Genomic DNA, 21,765 nt, shown 5'->3' with positions numbered 1-21,765 from the left:
AGCGGACTCTCCCGCCGGCCGGGGGGTGGGCTCCAGCCGTACGGGGGGCCTTGATCAGGCGACGGGCTGATCCTCAGCGGCGCGGCAGGGCGAGCCGGCGCGCCAGGACGGCTCAGCGCCTCCGACGCCGCCCTGCTCCTGGGCCAGGCCTCTCCCGGCCGACGCCTCACATCCGGTGACGGGCCGCCCCAACCGGCAGGGGACTCAACCGCCGGATGGCGGGGGTGGACCGGACACCTGCCGGATACTCCCCGCCAGGTCTGCTCCCCAGCCTCGAAGCATGACCCAGAACGCAGACGACACGGCGCTCAAGACGCCGATCAACGCCCGTGCCGCGTCCACCGACACCGCGGGGGCAGCGGATCCGCGGAGCGGACGCGCCTCGACGGGCCGTCTGATCGGCGTCGACCTGGCCAGGGGCCTGGCGGTCTACGGGATGTTCGCGGCCCATGTCGGCCCCGACCCCTCCGTGGGCGGTGTCACTGGATTCTTCATGGAGTTGGCGCACGGCCGGGCCTCCGCGCTCTTCGCCTTCCTGGCCGGCTTCTCGATCATGCTGATCACAGGCCGCCGTTCCCCGAAGACGGGCCGGGCGGGCCGTCAGGCCATCGCCAAGGTGGTGATCCGGGGGCTCGTGCTGCTGGTGTTGGGCACCGCCCTCACCCTGACCGGCACCTCGGTCGAGGTGATCCTCGCCTTCTACGGTCTGTACTTCCTGCTCGTCCTGCCGCTGTACCGACTCAGCGCCCGCTCACTGGCGATCATCGCCGGGGCCGGCGCACTGGTCCTGCCGCAGGTCTTGTACGTCATCCAGCGCATGCTCCGCGCCGACGGCGTCGACGGCATCTGGGCTTGGCCCGCGAACGCCGACGGCGTCGTCTCGTTGCTGTTCACCGGCAGTTACCCCGCCCTTGCCTGGATCCCCTTCGTCATCGCCGGTATGGCCGTGGCCCGCCTCGACCTGGCCGCCTCCGTCATCCGCATACGCCTGGCGGTCACCGGCGTCTGCCTGGCGGTCCTCGGCCACGGCGGCTCCTGGCTCGCCCTGAACCTGGTCCCCGGCGCCCTGTCGGCCATCGGTGCCACCCGCTGGGGGAACGGCGGATCAGCCGCGTCGGCGTGGTGGTCCGACACCTGGGGCTACCCGGACGGCGACACCCCGGCCGGGCTGCTGGTGGCCTCCCCGCACAGCGAGACGACCCTGTCGATCATCGCCAATACCGGTGTGGCCGTCACGGTCCTGGCCCTCTGCCTCGCCGCCGTCGACGCCTTCCCACGCTTCCACCGCCTCGCCCGCCCGGTCATCGCGGTCGGCACGATGTCCCTGACGGCGTATGTCCTCCACATCGTCGGCATCCGCCTCCTCGGCATCGATGAAGTCCCCAGTCCCTCGCTGTACGTGCTGCTCGGCTTCATCGTGGCAGTGACCGTCTTCGCGACTCTCTGGTCCCGCTGCTTCCGGCGCGGCGCCCTGGAATGGCTGCTCGGCAAGGCCACCAAGCCGGCCGAACTCGTCCGCTGAGCGAACCGGTTCCGCCGGGAACCACCTCCCCGGGGCCGGTCGGCGCAAGCGCCGGCTTGCCGCGAACGACGCCTTTCGCATGGGCGCCAGGAGGCTGATCAGGGTTCCGGCGGCAGTTCCTGCTCGGTCCGGATGCACTTGCCGTCGCCGAGGAAGCGGGTGCCCCAGCGCTGTGAGAGCGCGGCGACCAGGTGCGGCCCCCGATCGCCCTCGTCCGTGTACCCGGCGCGCCGGATACACGGAGTGGTGAGGCTGTGGTCGTACACCTCGCAGATCAGTGACCGGCTGCGCAGGAGACGGAGGCGGACGGGTCCCCGGGCGTGCCGGATCACGTTGCCGACCAGTTCGCTCACCAACAGCTCGGTGGTCATGGTCAGTTCGTCCAGGCCTCAGGCCGCGAGCGGGTGACGGACTTCGGCGCGGGCCTGTCCGGCTGCCTTGGGGTCGTCGGGCAGGTCGTACGTGACAACGTCGCCTGCGGCGGTGCCACGGGTGCGGATGACGAGCAATGCGGCATCGTCGGTGGTCTGCTCCCGGTCGGGTACCAGGACCGCGACGATGCGGTCGCACAGTTCGTCAAGGCCGCCGCTGTCGGCATCGTAAGACCGAATGGCACAACGTGCCAAGTAGCTCATACATGCCAACACGCTGTTCTGTGTCACACTGGTGTCGGGAACCAAGCAGAGAAGCGGATGCGAGAAGGGTGAATCCATGGACACCGCCCGACAGCAGGAACGGCTGCTGCCGCTGCGCGAGCGGCGCAGGGACGCCACCCGGCGGGAGATCGCGCACTGTGCCGCCGCGCTCTTCGAGAGCCAGGGGTTCCAGGCCACCACCGTCGAAGAGATCGCCTACGCGGCAGGCCTGTCCCTGCGCACCTTCTACCGCTACTGCGAATCCAAGGAGACCGCGCTCAGCCCCCTGCTGACCGACTGCATCAGCGCCCTGGAGCAGGCGCTGGCGGCCCGGCCCGCCGGACAGCCCTTCCCCGAAGCCGCACGCGACGCCCTGCTGCATGCCTGCGCCTCCATGGACGACGCCTCACGTCGCCGTCTGATCCGCGTCATGCTGGCCGAACCGGCGCTCACGGCATGCCTCCTGGCCGCCAACCGCCGAGCCCAGGACCAGCTCACCCCCGTCATCGCCGCCCGCACAGGAGCCGACGAGGGCGCGCTGCGGCCCCGCCTCCTCGCAGGGCTGCTGGTCAACACCTCCGCCACCGCCCTGGAGTACTGGGCGCTTCATGACGCCGCCGGCCCCCTTGACCGTGTCGCGGCCGACGCCTTCGACGTCGCAGCCGGGGCATTCACCGACGCGTGAGGGTACGGCCGGCGCTCTGTGCGCGTCGCCTCAAGCAGGGCAGCGGATCGCACCGGCTGCGGATGTCGTCGCGGTGCAGTTGCCGCGGATCGCGCAGTACCGGGCCGCACTACGTGCCGGGTACACCGAGGAAGTGTGGGCTCTGCTGCGTGGCGTCGGCACAGTCGGCGGGCTCGCCGCGCGGCAGGGTGTGACAGGGCACCGGCTGGGGGTCGTCGCCCTGGTGCCGGCCTTCGGCGCACCAACCGGTTCGGGTGTCGGGGCCGTGGGCCTGGAGCGGGTGCGCGCGGCCTTCACCCTGCACCTGAGCGCACTGCACGACCACCCAAGAACGGCCGTGCCGGACCTTGAGTGAAGGAGTTCTCAGGGGCTGGCGGTGTGCCAAGAGGCATCCGTGAGTTGCCGACGCAGGCCCACGCGACCGAAGTTCCGCCCCACGGGTGGCCTACCTACTGCCAGACCCGTCCCACCTACTGCTGAGCACCTTGTAACAACCAACGGGTGAGCTGCCTGTAGACAGAGAGTGGGGCGCTGTGGCGGTCGTACAAGGTGACGAGGGACGAGCGGCTGCGGGAGCATCGATCCTGTACGACTCGCCCCTTGTGAAGTACGTCGAGGGTCGCTCTGCCGCCCGACGTCGAACAGGCGGACTTCGTGTCGTCGGGGTGTTCACGCCTGGCGAACTCGCCGGCCATGACGCACAGTCCGTCGTACTGGGCATCCGTGATTGCCCTAGCCTTTCGCCGTGGTGATCAAACTTCGTGACCTTTCCCTCGATGACATACCTGCCTGGCACCGGCTGCGAGCGGAGATCGAGGAGGAGGTGCAGACCGGCGAGCACGGCAGCGTGGAAGAGGACGCCGAAGAGTTCGCCCGCACCACCGCCGACGGGCGTGGCGCGGTTGTCGGCGCATTCGACGGTGCAGAGCTGGTCGGATACTTCTCCGTGAACGGGCAGGAGCCCACCGGTTCCATCCAGTCAGTCCAGCTCAACGGCGGGGTGACGCCCCGTCGACACGCTGAGGGTATCGGTTCCCTTCTGTTCCCGGCCATGCTGCGGCGCGGTCGGGAGATACACGCCGAACACGCTCCGGATGTCCCGGTCCGCTTCGACATCACAGGGAACACCGACGACACCGCCCAAGCCGCACTGTTCACCGCGCACGGTTTCCTGCCGCAGCGCTGGTCGGTACTGATGCGGCATGGGTTGACGGACCTGCCCGACATGCCACCACTGCCCGAGGGCTTCACTCTGGCCGATGCCGACCCGGCGAGGGACGCCACCCAACTGCTGACCGCACACAACGAGGCGTTCAAGGACCAGCCCGGTGCAGCGCTTTGGTCGGCCGACGACTGGCAGGAGATAGTGGTCGACAAGAGCCAGGTCCGCTGGGACCTGTCCTCCGTCGTCACCTCGGGCGACGAGGTCGCGGCCTACCTCCATACGGAGGCATGGCCCGTAGACGATGCCGCGGCAGGTGCCCGCGAAGGGTGGATCGCCCGCCTGGGCACCCTTCGTGCCCATCGCGGTCGTGGGCTCGCGACCGCGCTGCTGCTCCGCGCCCTGCACGCATGTGCCGCGGATGGCCTGACGGCGGTCGAGCTCGAAGTGGACCCCAAGAACCCCACCGACCCCTTGAAGATCTACGCGCGCGCGGGCTTCGCGGTGAAGACCCGACTCGCCGAATACCGACTCACCGAAAACTGACGCCCCATCGGGAGACCGGGTATGGGCAACGGCCAACGCGACCGCGAACGCCCTTCCTTTCTCGGCGCCGCACACAACGCCCGACCGCCCTGAGTGCCCCGTCCTGCGGGATTCAGCGATGCGATTCTTGCGACGCATCTGCCCAGCGGGATCCCCCTGCCACCCACCACACTGCCCTCGTCCGCGATCACGACGATGTCCAGGTCCGCAGCTCGCGCACGCCCTCGACCTGATCCAGCTCGATGCCGCAGATAGCCGACGGACCAAGACGAGCGTCAGCCGCCGGTGCGGGCCGAGGGCGTGAGGAACACCGCGGTGGCCGCACGACTGGCCACCGAGCGTGCGGCAGTGTGCCGGTGGCGGACGAGATACCTGCAAGGCCGGCTCGACGGCTGGGTGACGCATCCTGCTCCGGCGTGCCCCACACCATCACAGACTCCCCGGTCGAAGATGTCGTGGCAGGCGCCCACGAAGAGGCACCAGAGGGCGCCGCCCACTGCCCGAAGCGCGAGCTGGCGAAGCGGGTGGGGATTTGCCCACCGGTGTGCTGCGGATCCAGCGGCCTTCGGGCATTGGCCATGGCGCAAACAGGACTTCAAGGTCTTCCCGGACCCGCTGCTGATCGACAGGATCCGTGACGTGGTCGGGCACCACCTGGCGTCATCGGCGAACCCGGATCTCATTTCGGGGGGCGGATCGGCGGCCGTCTGGCGGGGCTCACGGAGAAGGAACTCACGAGACTGTCAGTTTTTCACCACAGCGCGTCGTCTGGGTATCCGGGAGGCCCCGCATTCTGACCATAGCTTTGAGCGTGTCAGCCCGGCCGAGACAGGGAGCCGGGTGACGGAATCCGGAAAGGATGACATGTGATGAGCTCTGTGAAGCCCATTCAACTGACCTACGCCTTCGACGCCTACTGCGGCTGGTGCTACGGCTTCGGCCCGGCCCTGCACGAGTTCGCCGCCGCCAACGCGGACCGGATCGAGCTGCGGGTGCTGTCCGGCGGCCTCTTCACCGGCTCACGCGCGTTGCCGGTGTCGGCCTACCCGCACATCCCGGGCGCCAACGAGCGCATCGCCCAGTTGACCGGCGTCGCGTTCGGCGACGGCTACCGTGCCGCGCTCACGGACGGCACCGTCGTGATGGACTCCGCCGATGCTGCCACGGGCCTGGTCGCGCTGCGCAGCCAGCCAGGCGCGAACGCGCTGGATGCCGCCGCCGCGATGCAGCGTGCCTGGTACGTCGACGGCCGTAGCCTCTCCGACGCCGAGGTCTACCGGGACATAGCCGCCGAGCTGGGCCTGGATGCCGACGTGGTGGCGGCCACATATGCCTCGCCCGCCACCCGTGCCGAGGCGGCGGCCGACTTCCTCGAGGTGCGCCGTCTGGGCGTCGACGGCTACCCGACGCTGCTGCTGCACACCGCACACGGCACCGACCGTCTGGGCGGCCCCGTCTCCTCGGCCGACGCGCTCACCCGCGCTCTGGACCAGCACCTGGCCGCCGCAGGCGCCTGAACCACACCCCTACAACACCCTGAAAGGCGATACCACCATGTCGACCACCCTGACGTACACCGTCCACACCGCCGGTGACACCGGCCTGCACAAGTCGTCCGTCCTGATCACCGGCGAGCGCGAAGCCCTGCTGGTCGACGGCCAGTTCACCCTGGCCGAGCAGCACCGGGTCCTGGCGGACATCATCGACAGCGGCAAGGAGCTGACCACCGTCGTGGTCACCACCTCCGACCCCGACTACTACTTCGGCCTGGAAGTGATCCGGCAGGCGTTCCCGGACGTGAGGATCGTCGCCACCGCCACCACCGTGGAGCGGATCAAGGCCAGCTGGGAAGGCAAGCTCAAGACGTGGGCGCACCTGGGCCGGAATCTGCCCACCGAGGTGATCGTTCCGGAGGTGCTGGACGGGGACCGCGTCAGCATCGAGGGCCACGACTTCGAGCTCCGCGGCGGCCACCCGGACCTGGTGTGGCGCACCGAGTACCTGTGGCAGCCCGAGGACCGCGCGGTCGTGGGCGGCGTGCTGCTCTTCGCCGGCCTTCACGTGTGGACCGCCGACACCCCCACGCCGCGCGAGCGGGCCGCCTGGGCCGAGACGCTCGACGAGATGGAGCGGCTCGACCCGCGCTTCGTGGTGGCCGGCCACCGCTCCGCCGGCTCCCCCACCGACGCCTCCGTGATCGCCTACACCCGCACCTACCTCGCCGAGTTCGAGAAGGAACTGGCCGGGAGCGGCAACGACTCCGAGGCGCTGAAGGCCGCGCTCCTCGAGCGCCATCCGGACCTGGGCCTGCTGGTGGCCCTGGACCTGGGCACCAAGGTGGCCACCGGCGAGATGACCTGGGGCTGACCGATGCTCACCTCCGCCCGTGTGTCCGCGTGGCGGGCCACCGGGACGACGTCCGGCGGCGGCACCGGTGGAGCCGGGACCGCCGGGAAGCCCGCGGCCCCGGGCGGCACAACCGCCCGGGCCGCGGTCGCCGTCGAGTTCGCTCTCACCGGCGGCGTGCTGTTCGTCCTGGTCACCGCCGTCCGTTGGGTGATGGTCTCCCCGCTCAGCCGGGCCCTGCCGGAACCACACCTCCAGCTCGCGGCCGTGGCCGTGATCGTCGGGGTGGCGCTCGCGTGGGCGCTGTCCTCCTCGTGGGGCCGTCAGTCCGGTGGCCACCTCAACCCGGCCGTCACCCTCGCCCTGTGGGTGACGGGCGCGTTCCCCGGCCGCCGTGTCCTGCCGTACGTCGCCGCCCAGCTCGCAGGTTCCGTGGCCGGCACCGGCCTGGCCCGCCTCGTATGGGGTCCGGTCGTCGGCGCTCGTATGGACTACGCCGCGGTCCGGCCCGCCCCCGCCTTGTCGGCCGCCGCCTTGTTCACCGCCGAAGCCGCGGCCACCGCGGCGATCCTCGCTGTCGCCCTACTGCTGATGTCCCGCCCCGCGTGGGCGTGCTGGATCCCGCTCGCCCTGCCCGCCGCCACCGCCGTGGTCATCGTCACCCTCGGCACCCTCACCGGCGGGTCCGCCAACCCCGCCCGCCAGTTCGGTCCCGCCCTCTGGGCCCACCAGTCCGTCCATTGGTCACATCTGTGGGTCTATCTGGTGGCACCGCTCGCAGGGGCGGCCCTCTCCGCCCTGGTCACCCGGTACCGGACGTATCGCCTGCGCCACTCTCCGAGGAGCGGCCCCGCACGGTTGCACGGAAGGCGATCGGAGACTGGCCGGTGCGCTGATGGAAGTATTTGCTGAAGTTGGTGGCGCTGGTGAAGCCGAGCTGTGCCGCGATACGGGAGGCTGACTGGTCGCCGTGCGCCAGGAGGCGCTTGGCCTCCAGGACCACCCGCCGGTCGATGAATTCCTTCGCTCCCACCCCTGCCCCGGCGCGTGTCGCCCGGGAGAGGGTGCGGGGCGAGTAGCCCAGAGCCTGGGCGTAGTCCTCCAGGCGGCGCGTGCGGGTGAAGTCTCGTTCGACGGCGTCACGGAAGTGGACGAAGGTCTCCCCCGGCTCCGGGGCCGGGCTGCCGGCCGGTACCGTGCGCTGCGAAAGGCGCAGCACCAGGACCGCCAGCAGGTGGCGCAGCACCGCCACATGGGCTTCCAGCGGAATGCCGCGCAGCGCCTGGAACTCGAGTGCCAGATGATCCAGGGCCATCTCCAGCGCACGGCGGTCCTCGGTGTCGGGAACCTGGAGCACGGGTGCGTGCGGATCATCCACGCGCGCTGCGGCGACGGTGCCCGGATCAACGAAGTCGCGCTCGAAGAGAACCAGAGTGCCCTCGGCCTCGTGCAGATCACCCCACTGCTGCACCTGGCCGGGCCGGACCCACAGCCAGGAGCCCGGCTTGAGGGCGTAGCCGGTGAAATCCACCATGTGCCACAAGGAGCCATTGGAGAGAGTGATCAGGTGGTGGAACGTCGGCCGCTGAGGTGTCCCCAGCCCCACCCTGCCCATGCGGACGGCAGCCCGCTCCCGCAGTTCCGCCAGAGACATGACCTCGACGCCCGTCGGAATGCCGACCGGCGGAGCAAAGCCGATGTCCGCGATCTCGCGCGGGCCGTCATGTCGTTTTCTCACCGTCACCAGTAGTCACCCATGTACGGAAACCAAGCCTGTCCACCTCTCATTCTGAGGGGTGAGTGGCCGGTACAGGCGCGGCCTGGTGTCCCCAAGCGCAGCATAGGTAAAGGGGCCGCACCCGGCAGCACCTGCGTCGACCTCACCGTCGAGCCCGGAGGCGGTGCTGCTCGCTCCAGCCAGTCGGGCGGGATTCCTGGGCTCGGCTGTTGCGGATCGGGGGGCGGATCGTGGGACGGGGATGAGGTCGTCTTTGCCAAGTCAGGCGGTGCGGAGGAACTCGTCGAGGACTCGTACCCCGAAGCGGATGGAGTCCACGGGCACGCGCTCGTCGACGCCGTGGAAGAGCGCCGCGAAGTCCAGGTCGGGAGGCAGGAGAAGGGGGGAGAATCCGAAATTCCGGATGCCGAGTCGTGCGAAGCGTTTCGCGTCCGTCCCGCCCGACATCATGTAGGGCAGCACGATCGCGTTCGGGTCGTGCTCGAGCAGCGCTCCGACCATGGCGTCGACGATGTCGCCGTCGAACGTCGTGACAAGGCTTTCCTGTTCGTGCCACTCCAGCTCGATACCGGGACCGAGGAGCTGGGCCAGTTCGGCGTCGAATGCCTCCCGGCGGCCAGGTAGCAGGCGGCAGTCGACCTCGGCCTCGGCGACCGCCGGGATCACGTTCGACTTGTAGCCGGCGTTCACGACCGTGACGTTGGCGGTGTCGCGGATCGTCGCCCCGATGATCCGTCCGAGTCCGCCGAGGCGACCCACGATCTCCTCGGCCTGCGCGTCCTCGGTGAACTTCCATCCGCCGGCCTTGCTGATCCCTTCCAGGAATTGACGCACCGTCGGCGTGAGAGTGAGTGGGAACCGGTGTTTGGTCAGCGTGGCGAGCGCTTCGCCGAGCCGGCCGATCGGATTGTCCTCGGCCAGCATGGAGCCGTGACCGGCCACTCCGCGGGCTCGTACCTTCAACCAGCGCTTGCTCTTCTCGGCTGTCTGGATGAGGTAGGCGCGGGCCCCGTTGTCCAGCGTGTGAGAGAAGCCGCCGACCTCACCGATCGCCTCGGTGACTCCGTCCAGCAGTCCCGGGTGCTTCTCGACGAGATGCCCCGAACCCATCCTTCCGCCCGCCTCCTCGTCGGCCACGAAGGCGAAGACGATGTCGCGGGCAGGGACGATGCCGTACCGCTTGTACCGGATCGCGAGCGCGAGGCTCATGGCGACCATGTTCTTCATGTCCACGGCACCGCGACCCCATACGTAGCCGTCGCGGATCTCACCGGAGAGGGGGTGGACGGTCCAGTCGAGCGGGTCGGCGGGAACGACATCCAGGTGGCCGTGGACCAGAAGCGCGCCTCGTTCCCTGTCGGCTCCTTCCAGCCGGACCACCACCGAGTGGCGATCGTTTCCCGCGCCGATGTAGTGCACCTCGTAGCCGGCGTCGCTCAACGTGGTGGCGACGAACTCCGCAGCCGTGCGCTCTCCCGTGGTGGTCTCCTCCTCACCCGTGTTGGTGGAGTCGATCCGGATGAGTGCGCTGGTGAGCTCGACCGCCTGGCTCGCGGTGTCCTCGATACCGGGCGGTGTCGGAGCTGCTGGACATCGGGGGTCAGTCGTTGGCATGGACGATCTTCCCGTCGAGAATCGTGTAGCGCACGGCAAGCTGGGGGATGTCGTGCGGGTCAAGTGTCGGAAGGTCACCGTCCAGGACACACAGGTCGGCCACCTTTCCGGCCTCGATCGTGCCCTTCCAGCCCTCGGCACAGTCCTGCCATGCCGCGTTGCTCGTATACGTGCGGAGTGCGGCGGCGAGGCCGATCCGCTGATCCGGTCCGGAGACCCTGCCGCTCCCCCGCGCTTCGCGCAGGATCATCGTCGAGATCCCCTGCGGCCAGTCCGGCTGCGTCACGGGTGCGTCTGAGCCGCTGGTGACGGGGACCCCGGCGGCGAGCGCGTCGCGGTAGGGCATCTCGTAGCCGGCGCGCTCGGATCCCACGACGTCTTCCTCGGAGTCGGCGATGACCCACTTGATGGTCGGGTTCATGTTGGCTCCGAACCCGTTCTCGGCGAGCAGCTTCATGCTGGTCGCGCTCAGGAAGTCGGCGTGAATGACGTAGTGCCGAGGGTCTGCGTTCCGGGCGTCGCGCTGGGCCTTCAGGAACCCCGCGACCACCGCGTCGATCGCGCGGTCACCGGTGACATGGACGCCGACCTGGTATCCGGAGCGATGTGCGTGCGCGATCATCTCGTGGAGCTCGGCGACGCGTACGTCGTCGGTCGGGCCGTGCGTCGTGAGACACCCGTGTCCGCCGCCCTCGTACGGCTCGCTCATCCACGACGTCCGGTTCGGCGGGATCCCGTCCGCGAAGATCTTCACTCCGGCGATGTGGAAACGAGAGCGGTCCGCGACGCGTTCACTGGGCCACCCGTCCAGGGCGTTTCTGAAATCGGCTGCGGTACCGATCGGCCATTGCGGCAGCAGGAGCGCTGTGACCCGGGCCGAGAGTCTGCCCTCGGCGGCCAGCTTCTCGTAGGCGCGGACTTCCGGAACCGTGAGCCCGGGATCGGTGAAGCTGGTGATGCCGCGCCGGTTGCATTCGGAAACCGCTGCCTCGATGGCGGCGCAGCGTTCAGCGTCGGTGGGGGCGGGGACCGCTTCGTTGAACACGGTGACCGCGGCTTCCCGGACGATGCCGCTCGGTCCGCCGTTGTCCGTCTCGACGATGCCACCGGGCGGCGATGCCACCTTGGAGCCCAGGCCGGTGGCCGCGAGCGCGGCCGAGTTGACCCAGGCCGCGTGACCGGAGAAGTCGGTCAGCAGGACAGGATGGTCCGGGCTGACCTCGTCGAGGTCGCGACGGTGAGGTGATCGCTCCGGGTCGTCGCGGCATTCGGCCAGCCGTGCCGCGTCCCATCCACGGCCCCGGATCCACGTGCCGGGGGGGCACCGCGCCCGCCGCCCGGGCAACCGCCCGGACCACCTCCGCGATGGAGGAGACTGCGGACAGGTCCAAGGCCATGGGAGGCCTGCTCATGCCGTAACGAAGACCGTGCAGATGCGCATCGTTGATGCCGGGCAGCAGGGTGCACCCGTCGATGTCGATGACGGTCGTGCCCGGCCCGGTCAGGGGTTTCATGTCCTCGTCGTCACCGACGCCGACGATGGTTCCCCGGCGGATCGCCACGGCGGATGCCACCATGAAAGCGGGGTCCACGGTCAGCACGGTTCCGCCTCGGAGGACGAGGTCGGCCGACGTGCTCAATTGACGCTCTTCCAGTCGTTGACCGCTTCGGACATCGTCTTGAACGGCAAGCCGAGTTCCTTGCCGCGCCGGATGAAGTTCTCGATGGTACGGAGCTTGCTCGCGCGCCCGATCGCGGCCGGGTGCCAGACACCTGTCAGCGTGCCGCCCGGCACCCGCTCGGCCATGAACTCCAGGTCGTCGATCCAACGCTTGCCGAGGGCGACGACATCGGTGCTCGCGGGCAGGACCAGCCCGGGCGTCATGATGAACTCGAGCAGGACGAAGTCGATGATGGTGCCCAGCGGGACCTCGACGAGGTCGAGCTCCGAGCCGAACTCGATCGGGATCTCGGGGTCGACGATGTCCCCTGTGCGGCACCGGTACATGCCGTAGTCACTGCCCCACAGGCTGCTGTCATAGGTGAACCCGTACTCGGCCAGGAGCCGGGTGGAGTTGGGAGAGAGATCCGCGGCGGGCGACCGGTATCCGGCGGGAGTGACACCGAGGACACGGTCGAGGGCTTCGAGGCCGCGCTCGATCATCCGGCGCTCGGCGGGCTCCTCCAGATGCGTCGGAACCTCGTGTGCGTAGCCATGGTGTCCGATCTCGTGTCCGGCATCGCGGATGCGCTTGCAGACGTCGGGGAAGGCTTCGGCATCCATGCCGGGGACGAACCAGGTGGATTTGACGCCCTCACGGTCGAGCAGATCCAGGATGCGGGGTGCCGCGACTCTGGCGGCGAATTCGCCTCTGGAGACGTAGGTGGGCGAGGACAGGCCCAGGGTGCCGACCCAGGCGGAGATGGCGTCGAGGTCGAAGCTGAGACAGACGGACGTCTCTTTGGCGTGTGTCTCGGACACGTGGCACTCCTGCTCTCTTGCCGCGCCCGGGTACAGCGCCCGGATCGCGGGGGTTCTTCATGATCGAGGGCTCGCCTCGTCGGTTCAGTGCTCGCCGACGCCCTGGCCGACGAGAGCGAGGCGCGCGGCACGCTCGCTGCCGGCCGTACGGGGGTCTTCACTGTCACGCGCGCTACGGCACCGAAGGTTCGAGAAGTGTTACCCGGGTGACCCCATGCGGAGCGGATTTCCGTAGAAACGTGCATGCTGATGTCCCTATCCTTCGATCTGTGAAGATGGACCCGCTGGATGAAGAGGATCTGATCCTCATCCATGCACTACAGATCGCGCCCCGTGTGTCCTGGGCGGCAGCCGCTGACATCCTCGGTGTCAACGCGCAGTCGCTGGCCCAGCGCTGGGCCGGACTCCGCGCCACCGGGACCGCATGGATCACCGCGAGACCCGGCGGCATCCACGGCGACCTGACCACCGCACTGATCGAGGTGGACTGCTTGCCCGGCGGCCGGCCCAGGGCGATCCAGGCCCTCTGCGCCGACCCCCGGGTGGTGACCGTGGAGGAGTCCACGCAGGGGCGCGATCTGATGCTGACGGTCATGACCGGCGACATGGCCGAGATGACGTTCTTCCTCACGGACGAATTGATCAAGGCACCCGGAGTCGCGACCATCCGGACCTACCTGGGCACCGCGATGTACCGCGACGGAAGCAGCTGGCGGCTCCAGGCACTCAGCCCCCACCAAGTGGCCGCGCTGGAGGCCGAAGCACGTGCGACGCTACGCGATGGCGATGTCCAACCGCCCAAAAACGCCTGGCCACTGATCGAGGCGCTGGCCGCCGACGGCCGCCGCACCGCCGCGGAGCTGGCCCAGGCGACCGGACGCAACCCCTCCACCGTGCGGCGGCAGCTGCCGCGGCTGCTCAGGTCGGGGCTGCTGTCGTTCCGGTGCGAGGTCGCCCAATCCTTCTCCGGGTGGCCCATCAGCTGTACGTGGCGCTGCCGGGTGCAACCGGCGCACCTGGACAAGACCGTGGACGCGCTCTCCACACTCCCGAACCTTCGGCTGTGCATGTCGACGACGGGCAACACGAACATGCTCATCACCGTATGGGCCAGGGATCTGCCTCATATCGTCCGTCTTGAGCAACTTCTCGGCACAAAGCTTCCGTGGATGGAGATCCTCGACAGTGGCGTCAACCTGCGCACCAGTAAGCGGGTGGGCTGGATGCTCGATGCGTACGGGCGTGCGACCGGCGAAGTCATCACTCCCACAGCGCTGCGATGGCGCTGAATCGGGCCCGGGCCGTCGCATCCGCGCGACCGAGGCCGCAACACGGCTGATCGACAGGCCCACCGGCAGAAGGGGCATGGTCGGCGCGGCAGCCGCACCCGCCGTTCAGCCGACTCGGTGGCGATGCCCGCCGGCCCCGTCCTCGGCGCCCAGTCCGTGCAGGAACAGGTCGAGGAACCTGTCACGTACTCCGTGCGCGCTGACGCCACGGAGGCGGGCGATGTGCGTGCTGAAGTTGGCGATCGACGCCGCGAAGGTCTCCGCGGCCACGGCACGGTCGATGCCGGGGCGTAGTTCGCCGCGCTTCTGGGCGTCGAAGAGCACGTCCTCGATGACGGCCAGCGGCTGGTCGATGCAGTCGCGCTGGAACGGCGCGTACAGCTCGGGATAGTCGGGGAGCTCAAAGGTGCAGCGGGCCGCGATCAGCCAGCGCGGGCTGTCGAGGGTCTCTGCGATGGCGTCGTAGAGCAGTCGCATGTCCTCGTTGAGGCTGCCCGTGCGCGGCGGGTGGAGTTGCCCGGAGAGAGTGGACAGGCCGGCCAGGATCAGGTCGTCGCGCTCGGGCCAGCGGGAGTAGAGGGTCCGCTTGGCGACCCTGGCGCGCGCGGCGACCGAGTTGATCCGGAAGCCGACGATTCCGGTCTCGGCCAGCTCATCCACCGCGGCCCGCAGGATGCGTTCGTCGGCCCCGGGGTCCCGCGGACGCCCCGGCTTCGCCGCCACCGGTGACGTACTGGCCATGTGTGCCCCTTCCGACTCGACCGCCGTTTCAGTTTCGCAGGGGTCCGACGGTGGCCCATTTAACAACCGAAACGGTTTCGTATTCGTAGGTCCCGGGTAGCCCTCACACGTGCGAAACAATTCCGTTCGGACGAGGAGCCGGGCCGTGGCATCGGTGGCCGTACAACAGGGCGACGCCCCCCGCGGGCGTCGCAGCCGCATCTCACCGGAGCGCGAGTCGGAGTTGTACGCCGCCGTGCTCGAACTGCTGCGGAAGGTCGGCTATGAGTCCCTGACCATGGATGCCATCGCCGTCCGCACACGGTGCAGCAAGGCCACCCTCTACCGCCAGTGGACGGGCAAGCCCGAACTGGTCGCCCAGGCGCTGCGCCATGAGAAGCCCGCCACCTTGGACGGCATCGACACGGGAACCCTGCGCGGTGACCTCGACGCGCTGGTGGCTCGGATCGACGACCGGCAGGTGGAGAAGGACACCGCGCTGATGCGGGCCCTCTTCCACGCCGTCCACGCCCACCCCGAACTCCTGCAGGCACTGCGTGACGTGCTCATCGACCCCGAGCTGACCGGCTTCAACGCGCTGCTGTCCCGGGCGGTCGAGCGGGGCGAGATCGCCGCGGACAGGCCTGCCGCGGCCTACGTCTCCCCCATGCTGATCGGCGCCCTCGTCACCCAGCCACTGCTCGAGAACAAGCCGGCCGACGTGGTGTTCCTGCGCCACTACATCGACGCCGTGATCGTCCCCGCCCTCGGTCTCTGAACCCGCCGCACAGCGCCGTACGGCCCCGACCCGGTCCCCTTTCCATCCACCTGACGTGCGCCGCTCTCGTCTGGGTGGCCCCGCCGGCCGCCGCCGGCATCGGTGCGGCCTCCGTGAACACCACCGGCAGCAACGACGTCTCCCTCCCCGGCACCGAGGCGCAGAAGGCCTTCGACCTGCTGCACGAGCGTTTCCCGACGTCGAGCGCGGACGGCGCCCAGGCGAACATCGTCTTCCGCGCCCCCACGGCGAGAAGATCACCGCCACCGGCGACAAGGCCGCAGTCGAGACGGCCGTGACCGAACTCGGCCACGGCAATGAACAGGTCGCCGGTGTCGTCGACCCCTTCACGGCGGGCGCCGTCAGCCAGGACGGCACCACCGCCTGCATCACCGTCTCCTACGACGTGCAGTTCAACGAGATGTCCGACACCTCCAAGGCCACCCTCCCCCGCATGCCCGACGGGGCCCTGCACCACGCCCAGGACGCCACGGCCCGCGCCCAAGTCTCCGAGCGCTGCCTGACGCCGCTCCGCCTCGGCCACGCGGCCCACGAGGCCCCCGTCATCTGAACCGCACCAGCGCTGCGCCCGCGACTACTTACCTGGCCGGCACGACGCGGAGGTCCGAATGAAAGTCGCCGTACACGGCCTACCTCCGTCTCAGCACCCCACTTCAAAGTGCGTAGTCACGCAGCGTTACATCTCTTTCTGGGCTCGAAGCCATCAATCACCTGCGCGGAGTTGTCCGACTCATGAGTCTTGTCATCACCGGCGCCACCGGAAATCTTGGCCGTGTCGCCGTGGAAACCCTGCTGGAACAGGTGCCGGCCGACCACGTCACCGCCGTCGTCCGGTCCGTGGAGAAGGCGGCCGACCTGGCGGCGCGCGGAGTGCGAATCGCCGTCGCGGACTACAACACGCCGAAGACCTTCGAGGGTCTGTTCACGGCCGGTGACAAGGTGCTGCTCGTTTCCGGCAGTGAGATGGGCAAGGGCCGCGCGGCCCAGCACCACACCTGATCACCGCCGGCCACACGGTCGATCCACCTCGGCCCACGGACTGCATCACGTCGGCGTGCCCGCGTCTGATCGTGGGTCGGCCCCCATACCGCGCGAGCGCGGGGGTATGCGCCACGAAGGAAGCCCGGGCCGACCCACGCGGCGGCGTCCGCCGGGCCTGTTTCTTTCGACTCAGCCCAGGCTCAGAACGTGAGGACGGGCTTGACGACATCTGCCCGCATGCGTGCGACCGCCTCGTCGATGTCCTCGAAGGCGAACGTGGAGATGACACGGTCGGCGGGGAAGCGACCCTGCGCGTGCCAGTCGAGCAGGAGTGGCACGAGCTCATGCGGATTCGCGTCGCCCTCGATGCTGCCTCGGATCGTCTTGCCCCCTCCGATGAGGTCCATCACGTCGACGCCGATGTCCGCCGAGCCGAGGCCGACGACGACCAGGGACCCCAGGGGGGCCAGGGCCAGGGCGGCGTTGCGGATCACACCGGGGACCCCGGTGGTGTCGAAGCCATGAGTCGCGCCTCCAGCGGTGAGGTCCCTGATCTGCTCGACGAGGTCCGCGCTCGCGCCGTCGAGGGCGTGGGTGGCGCCGAGCTCCGTTGCCAGGGCACGCCGCTCCTTGGAGAGGTCGACGGCGATGACGGTGCCGGTGCCGAGGGCCGCGGCGGCCATGACCGCCGCGAGCCCCACCCCTCCGGCGCCGTACACGACCAGGCTGGAATCGGGAGTGGGCCGCAGTAGGTTGACGACCGATCCCGCGCCGGTCTGGAAGCCGCACCCCATGGGCGCGGCGGCCACGAGGTCGGTGTCCTCGGGGACGACGACGATGTTCTCGCGAGTGGCGAGCGCGTGCCGGGCGAAGCTCGACTGGCCGAAGAACGAGGACCAGACGTCGCCACCCTGACGGCTGAGCGTTGAGCTCCCGTCCGGGCGGCGCCCCGCGTTGTTCAGGGCGACGAACCGCTCGCAGTACACGCGCCGTCCGGCGGCACACCGGGCGCAGGCGCCGCAGCTGTTGTAACTCAGGACGACGCGGTCTCCGGCTCTCACACCGGTGACATCGGCGCCGGTCGCCTCCACGATGCCGGCGCCCTCGTGGCCGTACACCGCGGGAACGCCCGCGGGCATCAGGGCTTTCGTGGCCAGGTCGGTGTGGCAGATGCCCGCCGCGGTGAGGCGGACGAGGATCTCGTCGGGGCGGGGGTCCGAGATCTCGACGTCCTCGATGGTGAAGCCGGTGTCGGGTCCGTACGAAACAGCCGCTTGGGTGCGCATGTGATTCTCCGGGTGGGATGCGGGAGCGGGATGGTTCAGGGCCGCTGGGGGGACGGGCCGTCGCCGATCCGGTGCCGGATGTCGTCCAGGGTGTGGGCGACGAAGCCCCGCAGGGCATCCGCCTCGGTCTGTCCCGCCGGGGGCATGAGGTTCTGAGCCATCCCCGTCGGAGCCGTGCTGGCGGCGATGGTCCGGCGGTGGCTGAATGTCAGGAAACCGACCTTCCCGTGGTACGCGCCCATGCCGCTGCGTCCGATGCCACCCGACGGCGCGCCCTCGATGCCCCAGTGCACGGCGAGGTCGTTGCGGCTGACGCCGCCCGAGGTGGTCCGCCTGATGAACTCCCGGAACTCCGGTCCGTCGGAGCCGAAGAAGTAGGCGGCCAGGGGGCTGTGGCGGGTGTTGACATAGGTGATGACGTCGTCGAGATCGTCGTACGGGTACACGGCCAGAGCCGGGCCGAAGATCTCCTCCGACGCGACGGCCATGTCCTCGGTCACGTCCAGCAGCACGGTGGGCGCGATACGGCGGCCCGCGCGCCGGGGCAGGGCGTCGGCCTCCTGGGGCGGGGCGATGGCCAGCACCCGGGCGCCCTTGGACTCGGCGTCGGCGACCAGTCCGGTCACCCGGTCGAAGTTGCGGTCGTCGATGATCGAGACCACGTCCGGGTTGTCGAGGTAGGTCGGGAAGTGGGCCCGCACCGACTGCTCGTACACCGCCAGGAACTCCTCGACGCGGTCGCGCGTGACGAAGACGTAGTCCGGGCAGAGGCAGATCTGACCGCCGTTCAGCAGCCGCATGGCGGCCACGCGTTCGGCCGCCAGGGCGACGTCCGCGTCCGATCCGAGGACGACGGGGTTCTTGCCGCCCAGTTCCAGCGTCACCGGCACCAGGTTCTCCCCGGCGGTCGCGGCCACCCGGGCCCCCACCCCGGGAGAGCCGGTGAAGATGAGATGGTCGAACGGGAGTGACAAGAACGCCGACGCGGTCGCGACACCGCCACGGACGACCACCACCTCCTCCGGGGACATGCGGGAGGCGACGGCCCGGGCGAAGACCTCGGCCGTCCGCTCGGCCACCTCCGAGAACTTGATCATCACGCGGTTACCGGCGGCCAGCGCCTCGATGGCCGGTTGGACGACGAGGGTCACGGGGAAGTTCCAGGGCCCGACGACACCGACGACGCCTTTCGGGCGGGTCTGCACGAAGGCCGGTCTCCCGGCCTCGGCGGAACCGGGGACCTCCTCGTCCTCCATCCACCCCGCCAGGTTCTCCCGGATCAGCCGGACGTCCGGGACGGCGCCGATGATGTCGCTCGCCAGGCTCGTCAGCAGGGGGCGGGAGCCGAAGTCGGCGTCGAGAGCGGCGCACAGCTCATCGGTGTGTTCCAGGACACAGGCCAGGAGGCGGTCGATGCGGTCGAGCCGTACGTCGAGGGCGGGCGGGCCCTCGGCCAGGAAGGCCTCGCGCTGAGCGTCCAGCAGTCGGCGCTGAACGGCCGCCGGGGGATCGAGCGGTTGCGGGCCAACAAGGTCGGGGGCTGTGGGCAGGGTGCTCATGGAAGGTTCCCTCGGAGTGTTCTCGTGTGTGGGCGGCGGCTCAGGCAGTGGGGCGGAAAACGGGGATCGCCTCGCCGCCTTCCGGGTGCTCGAAGGCGACGGTGACGGACATCCCGGCCCACGGACGCTCGCCGGCCCGCAGCCCGTTCAGCGCCGCGTACAGCCAGGGCCCCTCGGTGAGTTCGATGAGCGCCGCGACCTTCTGCGGGGCCGGAGCGTCGTCGCGAGGGCGGCCGTGGACGACGGTCCACGAGATGACGGTCCCGGTGCCGGCGGCCGGTACCCAGGCCGCCGTGGGCTCCTGGCAGGCGGGGCAGGCATCGGACTGGGGCGCGGCGTACGTGCCGCAGGCGGTGCAGTGGCGGATGAGCAGTTCACCGCGCGCCGTCCCGTCGAAGAACTTCTCTGTCGCGGCGTCGCGTCGTACGACGAGGGTGGTCATGGTGGCTCCACGGATCCGGATCGGTGATGGTCAGGCGTGCGGGTGGGGGCTGAGGACCAGCGTCGAGTGGTGGTCGAGGGCGCCGCCGTTGCCGCTGACCAGGACGACGTCGTGGCGCGGTACCTGACGTTCGCCCGCCTCGCCGCGGGCCTGGAGAACGGCTTCGGACAGCGGGGTCATGCCCCACATGTAGTAGGAGGAGAGCTGCCCGCCGCCGGTGTTGACCGGCAGCGATCCGCCGGGCGCGAGCGCGCCGCTCGCCGCGAGGGCGCCGCCCTCGCCCTTGGCGCAGAAACCGTAGTCCTCCAGGGTGAGGAGCACGGTGAAGGTGTAGCAGTCGTACAGCTCGGCGACGTCGACGTCACCGAGGGAGACGCCCGCCATCTTCAGGGCCGCGGGGCCCGCCTGGGCTGCCCCGCTGACCAGGCCGAAGTCGCTGTCGCGGTGCATCGGGTAGCCGGGGTGGGACTGGGCCCAGCCGAGGACGTGGACGGGCGGCCTGCGCAGGTGGGCGGCGCGCTCGGCGGTGGTGACGATGACGGCGATGCCGCCGTTGGTGACCAGGCAGCAGTCCAGCAGATGGAACGGCTCGGCGATCATCCTGGACGCCTGGTGGTCCTCGACCGTGATGGGGTCCCGGAACTGGGCGCGGGGGTTGGTCGCCGCCCAGGCCCGCTGGGCGACGGCGATGTGGGCGAGTTGTTCGCTGGTGGTGCCGTAGGTGTCCATGTGGCGGCGGGCGGCCAGCGCGTACAGCGGGTTGGCGCCCGCGATCCCGGCCGCGCCCATGAGGCCCAGCCAGCCGGACCCGCCGACGGCCCTCGCGTAGGCCGCGCCCGCCGAGGACTTCTCCTTCAGCGGTGCGTCGGCGAAGACGCAGGCCACGGCCTCGGCCATGCCGGAGCGGACCGCCATCGCCGCGTACTGCACCATCGCGCCGGCGGTGGAGCCGTATGCCTGTACTTCCGACAACAGCCGCAGGTCCTTCAGGCCCAGGTCCTTCTGGAGGGCGAGGCCGACCCCGCCGAGGACGCCGCTGCTGGTGAGCAGGCCGTCGAGGTCGGACAGGGCGAGGCCCGCGTCGTCGGCGGCGCGGCGTACGGCGTCGGCCGCGAAGTCGGCGGCGCTGCGGCCGTAGATCTTGCCCATGTCCGTCATGCCGAGTCCCGCGATGACGGGGCCTCGGGGAGCCGGGTGCGAGGAGGTGGTCACGTCGACTGCCTTTCGTAGTGTTGCCGCTGACGGGGTCAGCGCGCCTGCCAGACCGGGGTGCGCTTCTCGGCGAAAGCCCTGGGGCCTTCCTGGGCGTCCTGGGAGGTCATCACCGTCCGCGCCTCCTGATGGGAGAGGTCCCAGGCGGCCTGCTCCGCGTCGACGCGCCCGGTGGTGATGCCGCGGGCGATGCGCTTGCTGGCCTGGACGGCGAGCGGGGCGTTGGCGGCGATGCGCTCGGCCAGCGCCAGCGCTTCGTCGAGCACCTTCTCGGCGGGCACGACCCGGTTGACCAGGCCCAAGTCGCGGGCGGTGGCCGCGTCGAGCGGGTCACCGGTCAGCAGCAGTTCCATGGCGACCTTGGGCGGCAGCTGGGCCGTGATGCGGAAGGCACCGCCGGCGGCGGCGATGATGCCGCGCTTGACTTCCGGCAGCCCGAAGTGGGCGTCCTCGGCCGCGACGACGAGGTCACTGGCGAGGGCGATCTCGGTGCCGCCGCCGAGGGCGAAGCCGCGCACGGCGGCGATGGTGGGCTTGCCGATGTGATGGCGGACGTAGCCGGCGAAGCCCCACGCCTCGGCCTCGGGCGGCATGATGTTCTCTCCTCGGGCCACCGCCTTCAGGTCGGCGCCGGCACAGAAGGCCTTGTCGCCGGCGCCGGTGATGACGACGGCTCGGATCTCCGGGGCGCGGTCCGCCTCCTCCAGCGCGTTGCCGATGCCTCGGGCGACCGCCGCGTTGACCGCG

Annotated in this window: 23 protein-coding genes and 1 pseudogene; 12 read left to right on the top strand and 12 right to left on the bottom strand. The window is 69.9% G+C overall.

What is annotated here, in order from left to right; translation table 11 throughout:
- The first annotated feature begins 280 nt into the window (after positions 1-280).
- Positions 281-1,522, top strand: a complete 1,242-nt coding sequence (locus STRIP9103_RS03400) for a DUF418 domain-containing protein (RefSeq protein WP_009297595.1) — start codon at positions 281-283, stop codon at positions 1,520-1,522.
- A 98-nt stretch (positions 1,523-1,620) separates the two neighbouring features.
- Here the strand turns inward: STRIP9103_RS03400 and STRIP9103_RS53020 are convergent, their stop codons facing one another.
- Positions 1,621-1,893: an ATP-binding protein gene (locus tag STRIP9103_RS53020; protein WP_009297586.1), complete on the bottom strand. Its 273-nt coding sequence runs from the start codon at positions 1,891-1,893 to the stop codon at positions 1,621-1,623.
- 18 nt (positions 1,894-1,911) lie between these two features.
- Positions 1,912-2,157, bottom strand: a complete 246-nt coding sequence (locus tag STRIP9103_RS53015) for a hypothetical protein (RefSeq protein ID WP_048819606.1) — start codon at positions 2,155-2,157, stop codon at positions 1,912-1,914.
- 76 nt (positions 2,158-2,233) lie between these two features.
- On the opposite strand from STRIP9103_RS53015, the gene STRIP9103_RS03385 reads away from it, so the two are divergent.
- The 6 genes from STRIP9103_RS03385 (at position 2,234) to STRIP9103_RS45125 (ending at position 7,808) form a co-directional block, all read left to right on the top strand.
- Entirely contained in the window at positions 2,234-2,842 is a 609-nt protein-coding gene (locus tag STRIP9103_RS03385; RefSeq protein WP_009297626.1) for a TetR/AcrR family transcriptional regulator, read from the top strand.
- Positions 2,843-2,915: 73 nt separating this feature from the next.
- The gene (locus STRIP9103_RS03380) at positions 2,916-3,197 is read left to right on the top strand and encodes a hypothetical protein (protein WP_009297642.1); all 282 of its coding nucleotides are present in this window, start codon (positions 2,916-2,918) and stop codon (positions 3,195-3,197) included.
- A 468-nt stretch (positions 3,198-3,665) separates the two neighbouring features.
- Positions 3,666-4,550: a GNAT family N-acetyltransferase gene (locus STRIP9103_RS03375; RefSeq protein WP_158696843.1), complete on the top strand. Its 885-nt coding sequence runs from the start codon at positions 3,666-3,668 to the stop codon at positions 4,548-4,550.
- Positions 4,551-5,419: 869 nt separating this feature from the next.
- Positions 5,420-6,067, top strand: a complete 648-nt coding sequence (locus STRIP9103_RS03370; RefSeq protein WP_048819605.1) for a DsbA family protein — start codon at positions 5,420-5,422, stop codon at positions 6,065-6,067.
- A 37-nt stretch (positions 6,068-6,104) separates the two neighbouring features.
- On the top strand, positions 6,105-6,917 hold the full coding sequence (locus tag STRIP9103_RS03365; RefSeq protein WP_009297656.1) for an MBL fold metallo-hydrolase: 813 nt from the start codon (positions 6,105-6,107) through the stop codon (positions 6,915-6,917).
- Positions 6,918-6,920: 3 nt separating this feature from the next.
- Positions 6,921-7,808: an MIP/aquaporin family protein gene (locus tag STRIP9103_RS45125; protein WP_052315545.1), complete on the top strand. Its 888-nt coding sequence runs from the start codon at positions 6,921-6,923 to the stop codon at positions 7,806-7,808.
- Here STRIP9103_RS45125 and STRIP9103_RS03355 read toward each other — a convergent pair.
- From STRIP9103_RS03355 to STRIP9103_RS03340, 4 genes are all read right to left on the bottom strand, one after another.
- On the bottom strand, positions 7,699-8,640 hold the full coding sequence (locus tag STRIP9103_RS03355) for a helix-turn-helix domain-containing protein (protein WP_009297634.1): 942 nt from the start codon (positions 8,638-8,640) through the stop codon (positions 7,699-7,701). The two genes, STRIP9103_RS45125 and STRIP9103_RS03355, sit on opposite strands and share 110 nt — an antisense overlap.
- Before the next feature lie 255 nt (positions 8,641-8,895).
- Positions 8,896-10,248 carry a M20/M25/M40 family metallo-hydrolase gene (locus STRIP9103_RS03350; RefSeq protein WP_009297550.1) on the bottom strand — a complete coding sequence of 451 codons (1,353 nt, stop codon included), beginning with the start codon at positions 10,246-10,248 and terminating at the stop codon, positions 8,896-8,898.
- Positions 10,235-11,593 carry an amidohydrolase gene (locus tag STRIP9103_RS03345; protein ID WP_009297644.1) on the bottom strand — a complete coding sequence of 453 codons (1,359 nt, stop codon included), beginning with the start codon at positions 11,591-11,593 and terminating at the stop codon, positions 10,235-10,237. Before STRIP9103_RS03345 ends, STRIP9103_RS03350 begins: the two co-directional genes overlap by 14 nt.
- Positions 11,594-11,884: 291 nt before the next feature.
- Positions 11,885-12,730, bottom strand: coding sequence for a polysaccharide deacetylase family protein (locus STRIP9103_RS03340; RefSeq protein WP_009297627.1), 846 nt, complete (start codon positions 12,728-12,730; stop codon positions 11,885-11,887).
- A gap of 275 nt (positions 12,731-13,005) precedes the next feature.
- On the opposite strand from STRIP9103_RS03340, the gene STRIP9103_RS03335 reads away from it, so the two are divergent.
- On the top strand, positions 13,006-14,019 hold the full coding sequence (locus STRIP9103_RS03335) for an Lrp/AsnC family transcriptional regulator (protein WP_048819615.1): 1,014 nt from the start codon (positions 13,006-13,008) through the stop codon (positions 14,017-14,019).
- Between the two features lie 105 nt (positions 14,020-14,124).
- Here the strand turns inward: STRIP9103_RS03335 and STRIP9103_RS03330 are convergent, their stop codons facing one another.
- The gene (locus STRIP9103_RS03330; RefSeq protein WP_009297662.1) at positions 14,125-14,760 is read right to left on the bottom strand and encodes a TetR/AcrR family transcriptional regulator; all 636 of its coding nucleotides are present in this window, start codon (positions 14,758-14,760) and stop codon (positions 14,125-14,127) included.
- A 145-nt stretch (positions 14,761-14,905) separates the two neighbouring features.
- Between STRIP9103_RS03330 and STRIP9103_RS03325 the strand changes: the two genes are divergently transcribed.
- From STRIP9103_RS03325 to STRIP9103_RS03310, 4 genes and pseudogenes are all read left to right on the top strand, one after another.
- Positions 14,906-15,517 carry a TetR/AcrR family transcriptional regulator gene (locus STRIP9103_RS03325; RefSeq protein ID WP_009297613.1) on the top strand — a complete coding sequence of 204 codons (612 nt, stop codon included), beginning with the start codon at positions 14,906-14,908 and terminating at the stop codon, positions 15,515-15,517.
- Positions 15,518-15,591: 74 nt separating this feature from the next.
- Entirely contained in the window at positions 15,592-15,816 is a 225-nt protein-coding gene (locus STRIP9103_RS53010; protein WP_009297563.1) for a hypothetical protein, read from the top strand.
- Entirely contained in the window at positions 15,813-16,088 is a 276-nt protein-coding gene (locus tag STRIP9103_RS53005) for a hypothetical protein (protein WP_009297651.1), read from the top strand. The genes STRIP9103_RS53010 and STRIP9103_RS53005 overlap by 4 nt, the downstream gene beginning before the upstream one ends.
- A 182-nt stretch (positions 16,089-16,270) precedes the next feature.
- A pseudogene (locus STRIP9103_RS03310) lies at positions 16,271-16,528 on the top strand (NAD(P)H-binding protein); the annotation flags it as partial.
- A 191-nt stretch (positions 16,529-16,719) separates the two neighbouring features.
- On the opposite strand, the gene STRIP9103_RS03305 reads toward STRIP9103_RS03310, so the two are convergent.
- The 5 genes from STRIP9103_RS03305 to STRIP9103_RS03285 all read right to left on the bottom strand — a co-directional run.
- Positions 16,720-17,805, bottom strand: a complete 1,086-nt coding sequence (locus STRIP9103_RS03305; RefSeq protein WP_009297638.1) for an NAD(P)-dependent alcohol dehydrogenase — start codon at positions 17,803-17,805, stop codon at positions 16,720-16,722.
- 35 nt (positions 17,806-17,840) lie between these two features.
- Positions 17,841-19,364 (bottom strand): aldehyde dehydrogenase family protein, encoded by a 1,524-nt coding sequence (locus STRIP9103_RS03300; protein WP_009297653.1) that lies wholly within the window; start codon positions 19,362-19,364, stop codon positions 17,841-17,843.
- 40 nt (positions 19,365-19,404) lie between these two features.
- The gene (locus tag STRIP9103_RS03295) at positions 19,405-19,806 is read right to left on the bottom strand and encodes a Zn-ribbon domain-containing OB-fold protein (RefSeq protein WP_009297556.1); all 402 of its coding nucleotides are present in this window, start codon (positions 19,804-19,806) and stop codon (positions 19,405-19,407) included.
- 30 nt (positions 19,807-19,836) lie between these two features.
- The gene (locus STRIP9103_RS03290) at positions 19,837-21,018 is read right to left on the bottom strand and encodes a thiolase family protein (protein WP_009297660.1); all 1,182 of its coding nucleotides are present in this window, start codon (positions 21,016-21,018) and stop codon (positions 19,837-19,839) included.
- Positions 21,019-21,053: 35 nt separating this feature from the next.
- On the bottom strand, positions 21,054-21,765 hold a 712-nt coding region (locus STRIP9103_RS03285; protein ID WP_009297615.1), incomplete at its 5' end, for an enoyl-CoA hydratase-related protein.

Source organism: Streptomyces ipomoeae 91-03 (assembly GCF_000317595.1).
In the GTDB taxonomy this organism is placed as follows: Bacteria; Actinomycetota; Actinomycetes; order Streptomycetales; family Streptomycetaceae; genus Streptomyces; species Streptomyces ipomoeae.
The sequence above is the reverse complement of the archived record's forward strand: the minus strand, read 5'-3'. Positions and strand labels throughout refer to the sequence as shown.

Bases quoted from the DNA above. Each gene is read 5' to 3' on its own strand.
- STRIP9103_RS03335 (WP_048819615.1), top strand. From the start codon at position 13,006: ATGGACCCGCTGGATGAAGAGGATCTGATCCTCATCCATGCACTACAG.
- STRIP9103_RS03295 (WP_009297556.1), bottom strand. From the start codon at position 19,806: ATGACCACCCTCGTCGTACGACGCGACGCCGCGACAGAGAAGTTCTTC.
- STRIP9103_RS53020 (WP_009297586.1), bottom strand. From the start codon at position 1,893: ATGACCACCGAGCTGTTGGTGAGCGAACTGGTCGGCAACGTGATCCGG.
- STRIP9103_RS03305 (WP_009297638.1), bottom strand. From the start codon at position 17,805: ATGCGCACCCAAGCGGCTGTTTCGTACGGACCCGACACCGGCTTCACC.
- STRIP9103_RS03370 (WP_048819605.1), top strand. From the start codon at position 5,420: ATGAGCTCTGTGAAGCCCATTCAACTGACCTACGCCTTCGACGCCTAC.
- STRIP9103_RS03300 (WP_009297653.1), bottom strand. From the start codon at position 19,364: ATGAGCACCCTGCCCACAGCCCCCGACCTTGTTGGCCCGCAACCGCTC.
- STRIP9103_RS03385 (WP_009297626.1), top strand. From the start codon at position 2,234: ATGGACACCGCCCGACAGCAGGAACGGCTGCTGCCGCTGCGCGAGCGG.
- STRIP9103_RS03330 (WP_009297662.1), bottom strand. From the start codon at position 14,760: ATGGCCAGTACGTCACCGGTGGCGGCGAAGCCGGGGCGTCCGCGGGAC.
- STRIP9103_RS53015 (WP_048819606.1), bottom strand. From the start codon at position 2,157: ATGAGCTACTTGGCACGTTGTGCCATTCGGTCTTACGATGCCGACAGC.
- STRIP9103_RS03400 (WP_009297595.1), top strand. From the start codon at position 281: ATGACCCAGAACGCAGACGACACGGCGCTCAAGACGCCGATCAACGCC.
- STRIP9103_RS03350 (WP_009297550.1), bottom strand. From the start codon at position 10,248: ATGCCAACGACTGACCCCCGATGTCCAGCAGCTCCGACACCGCCCGGT.
- STRIP9103_RS45125 (WP_052315545.1), top strand. From the start codon at position 6,921: ATGCTCACCTCCGCCCGTGTGTCCGCGTGGCGGGCCACCGGGACGACG.
- STRIP9103_RS03365 (WP_009297656.1), top strand. From the start codon at position 6,105: ATGTCGACCACCCTGACGTACACCGTCCACACCGCCGGTGACACCGGC.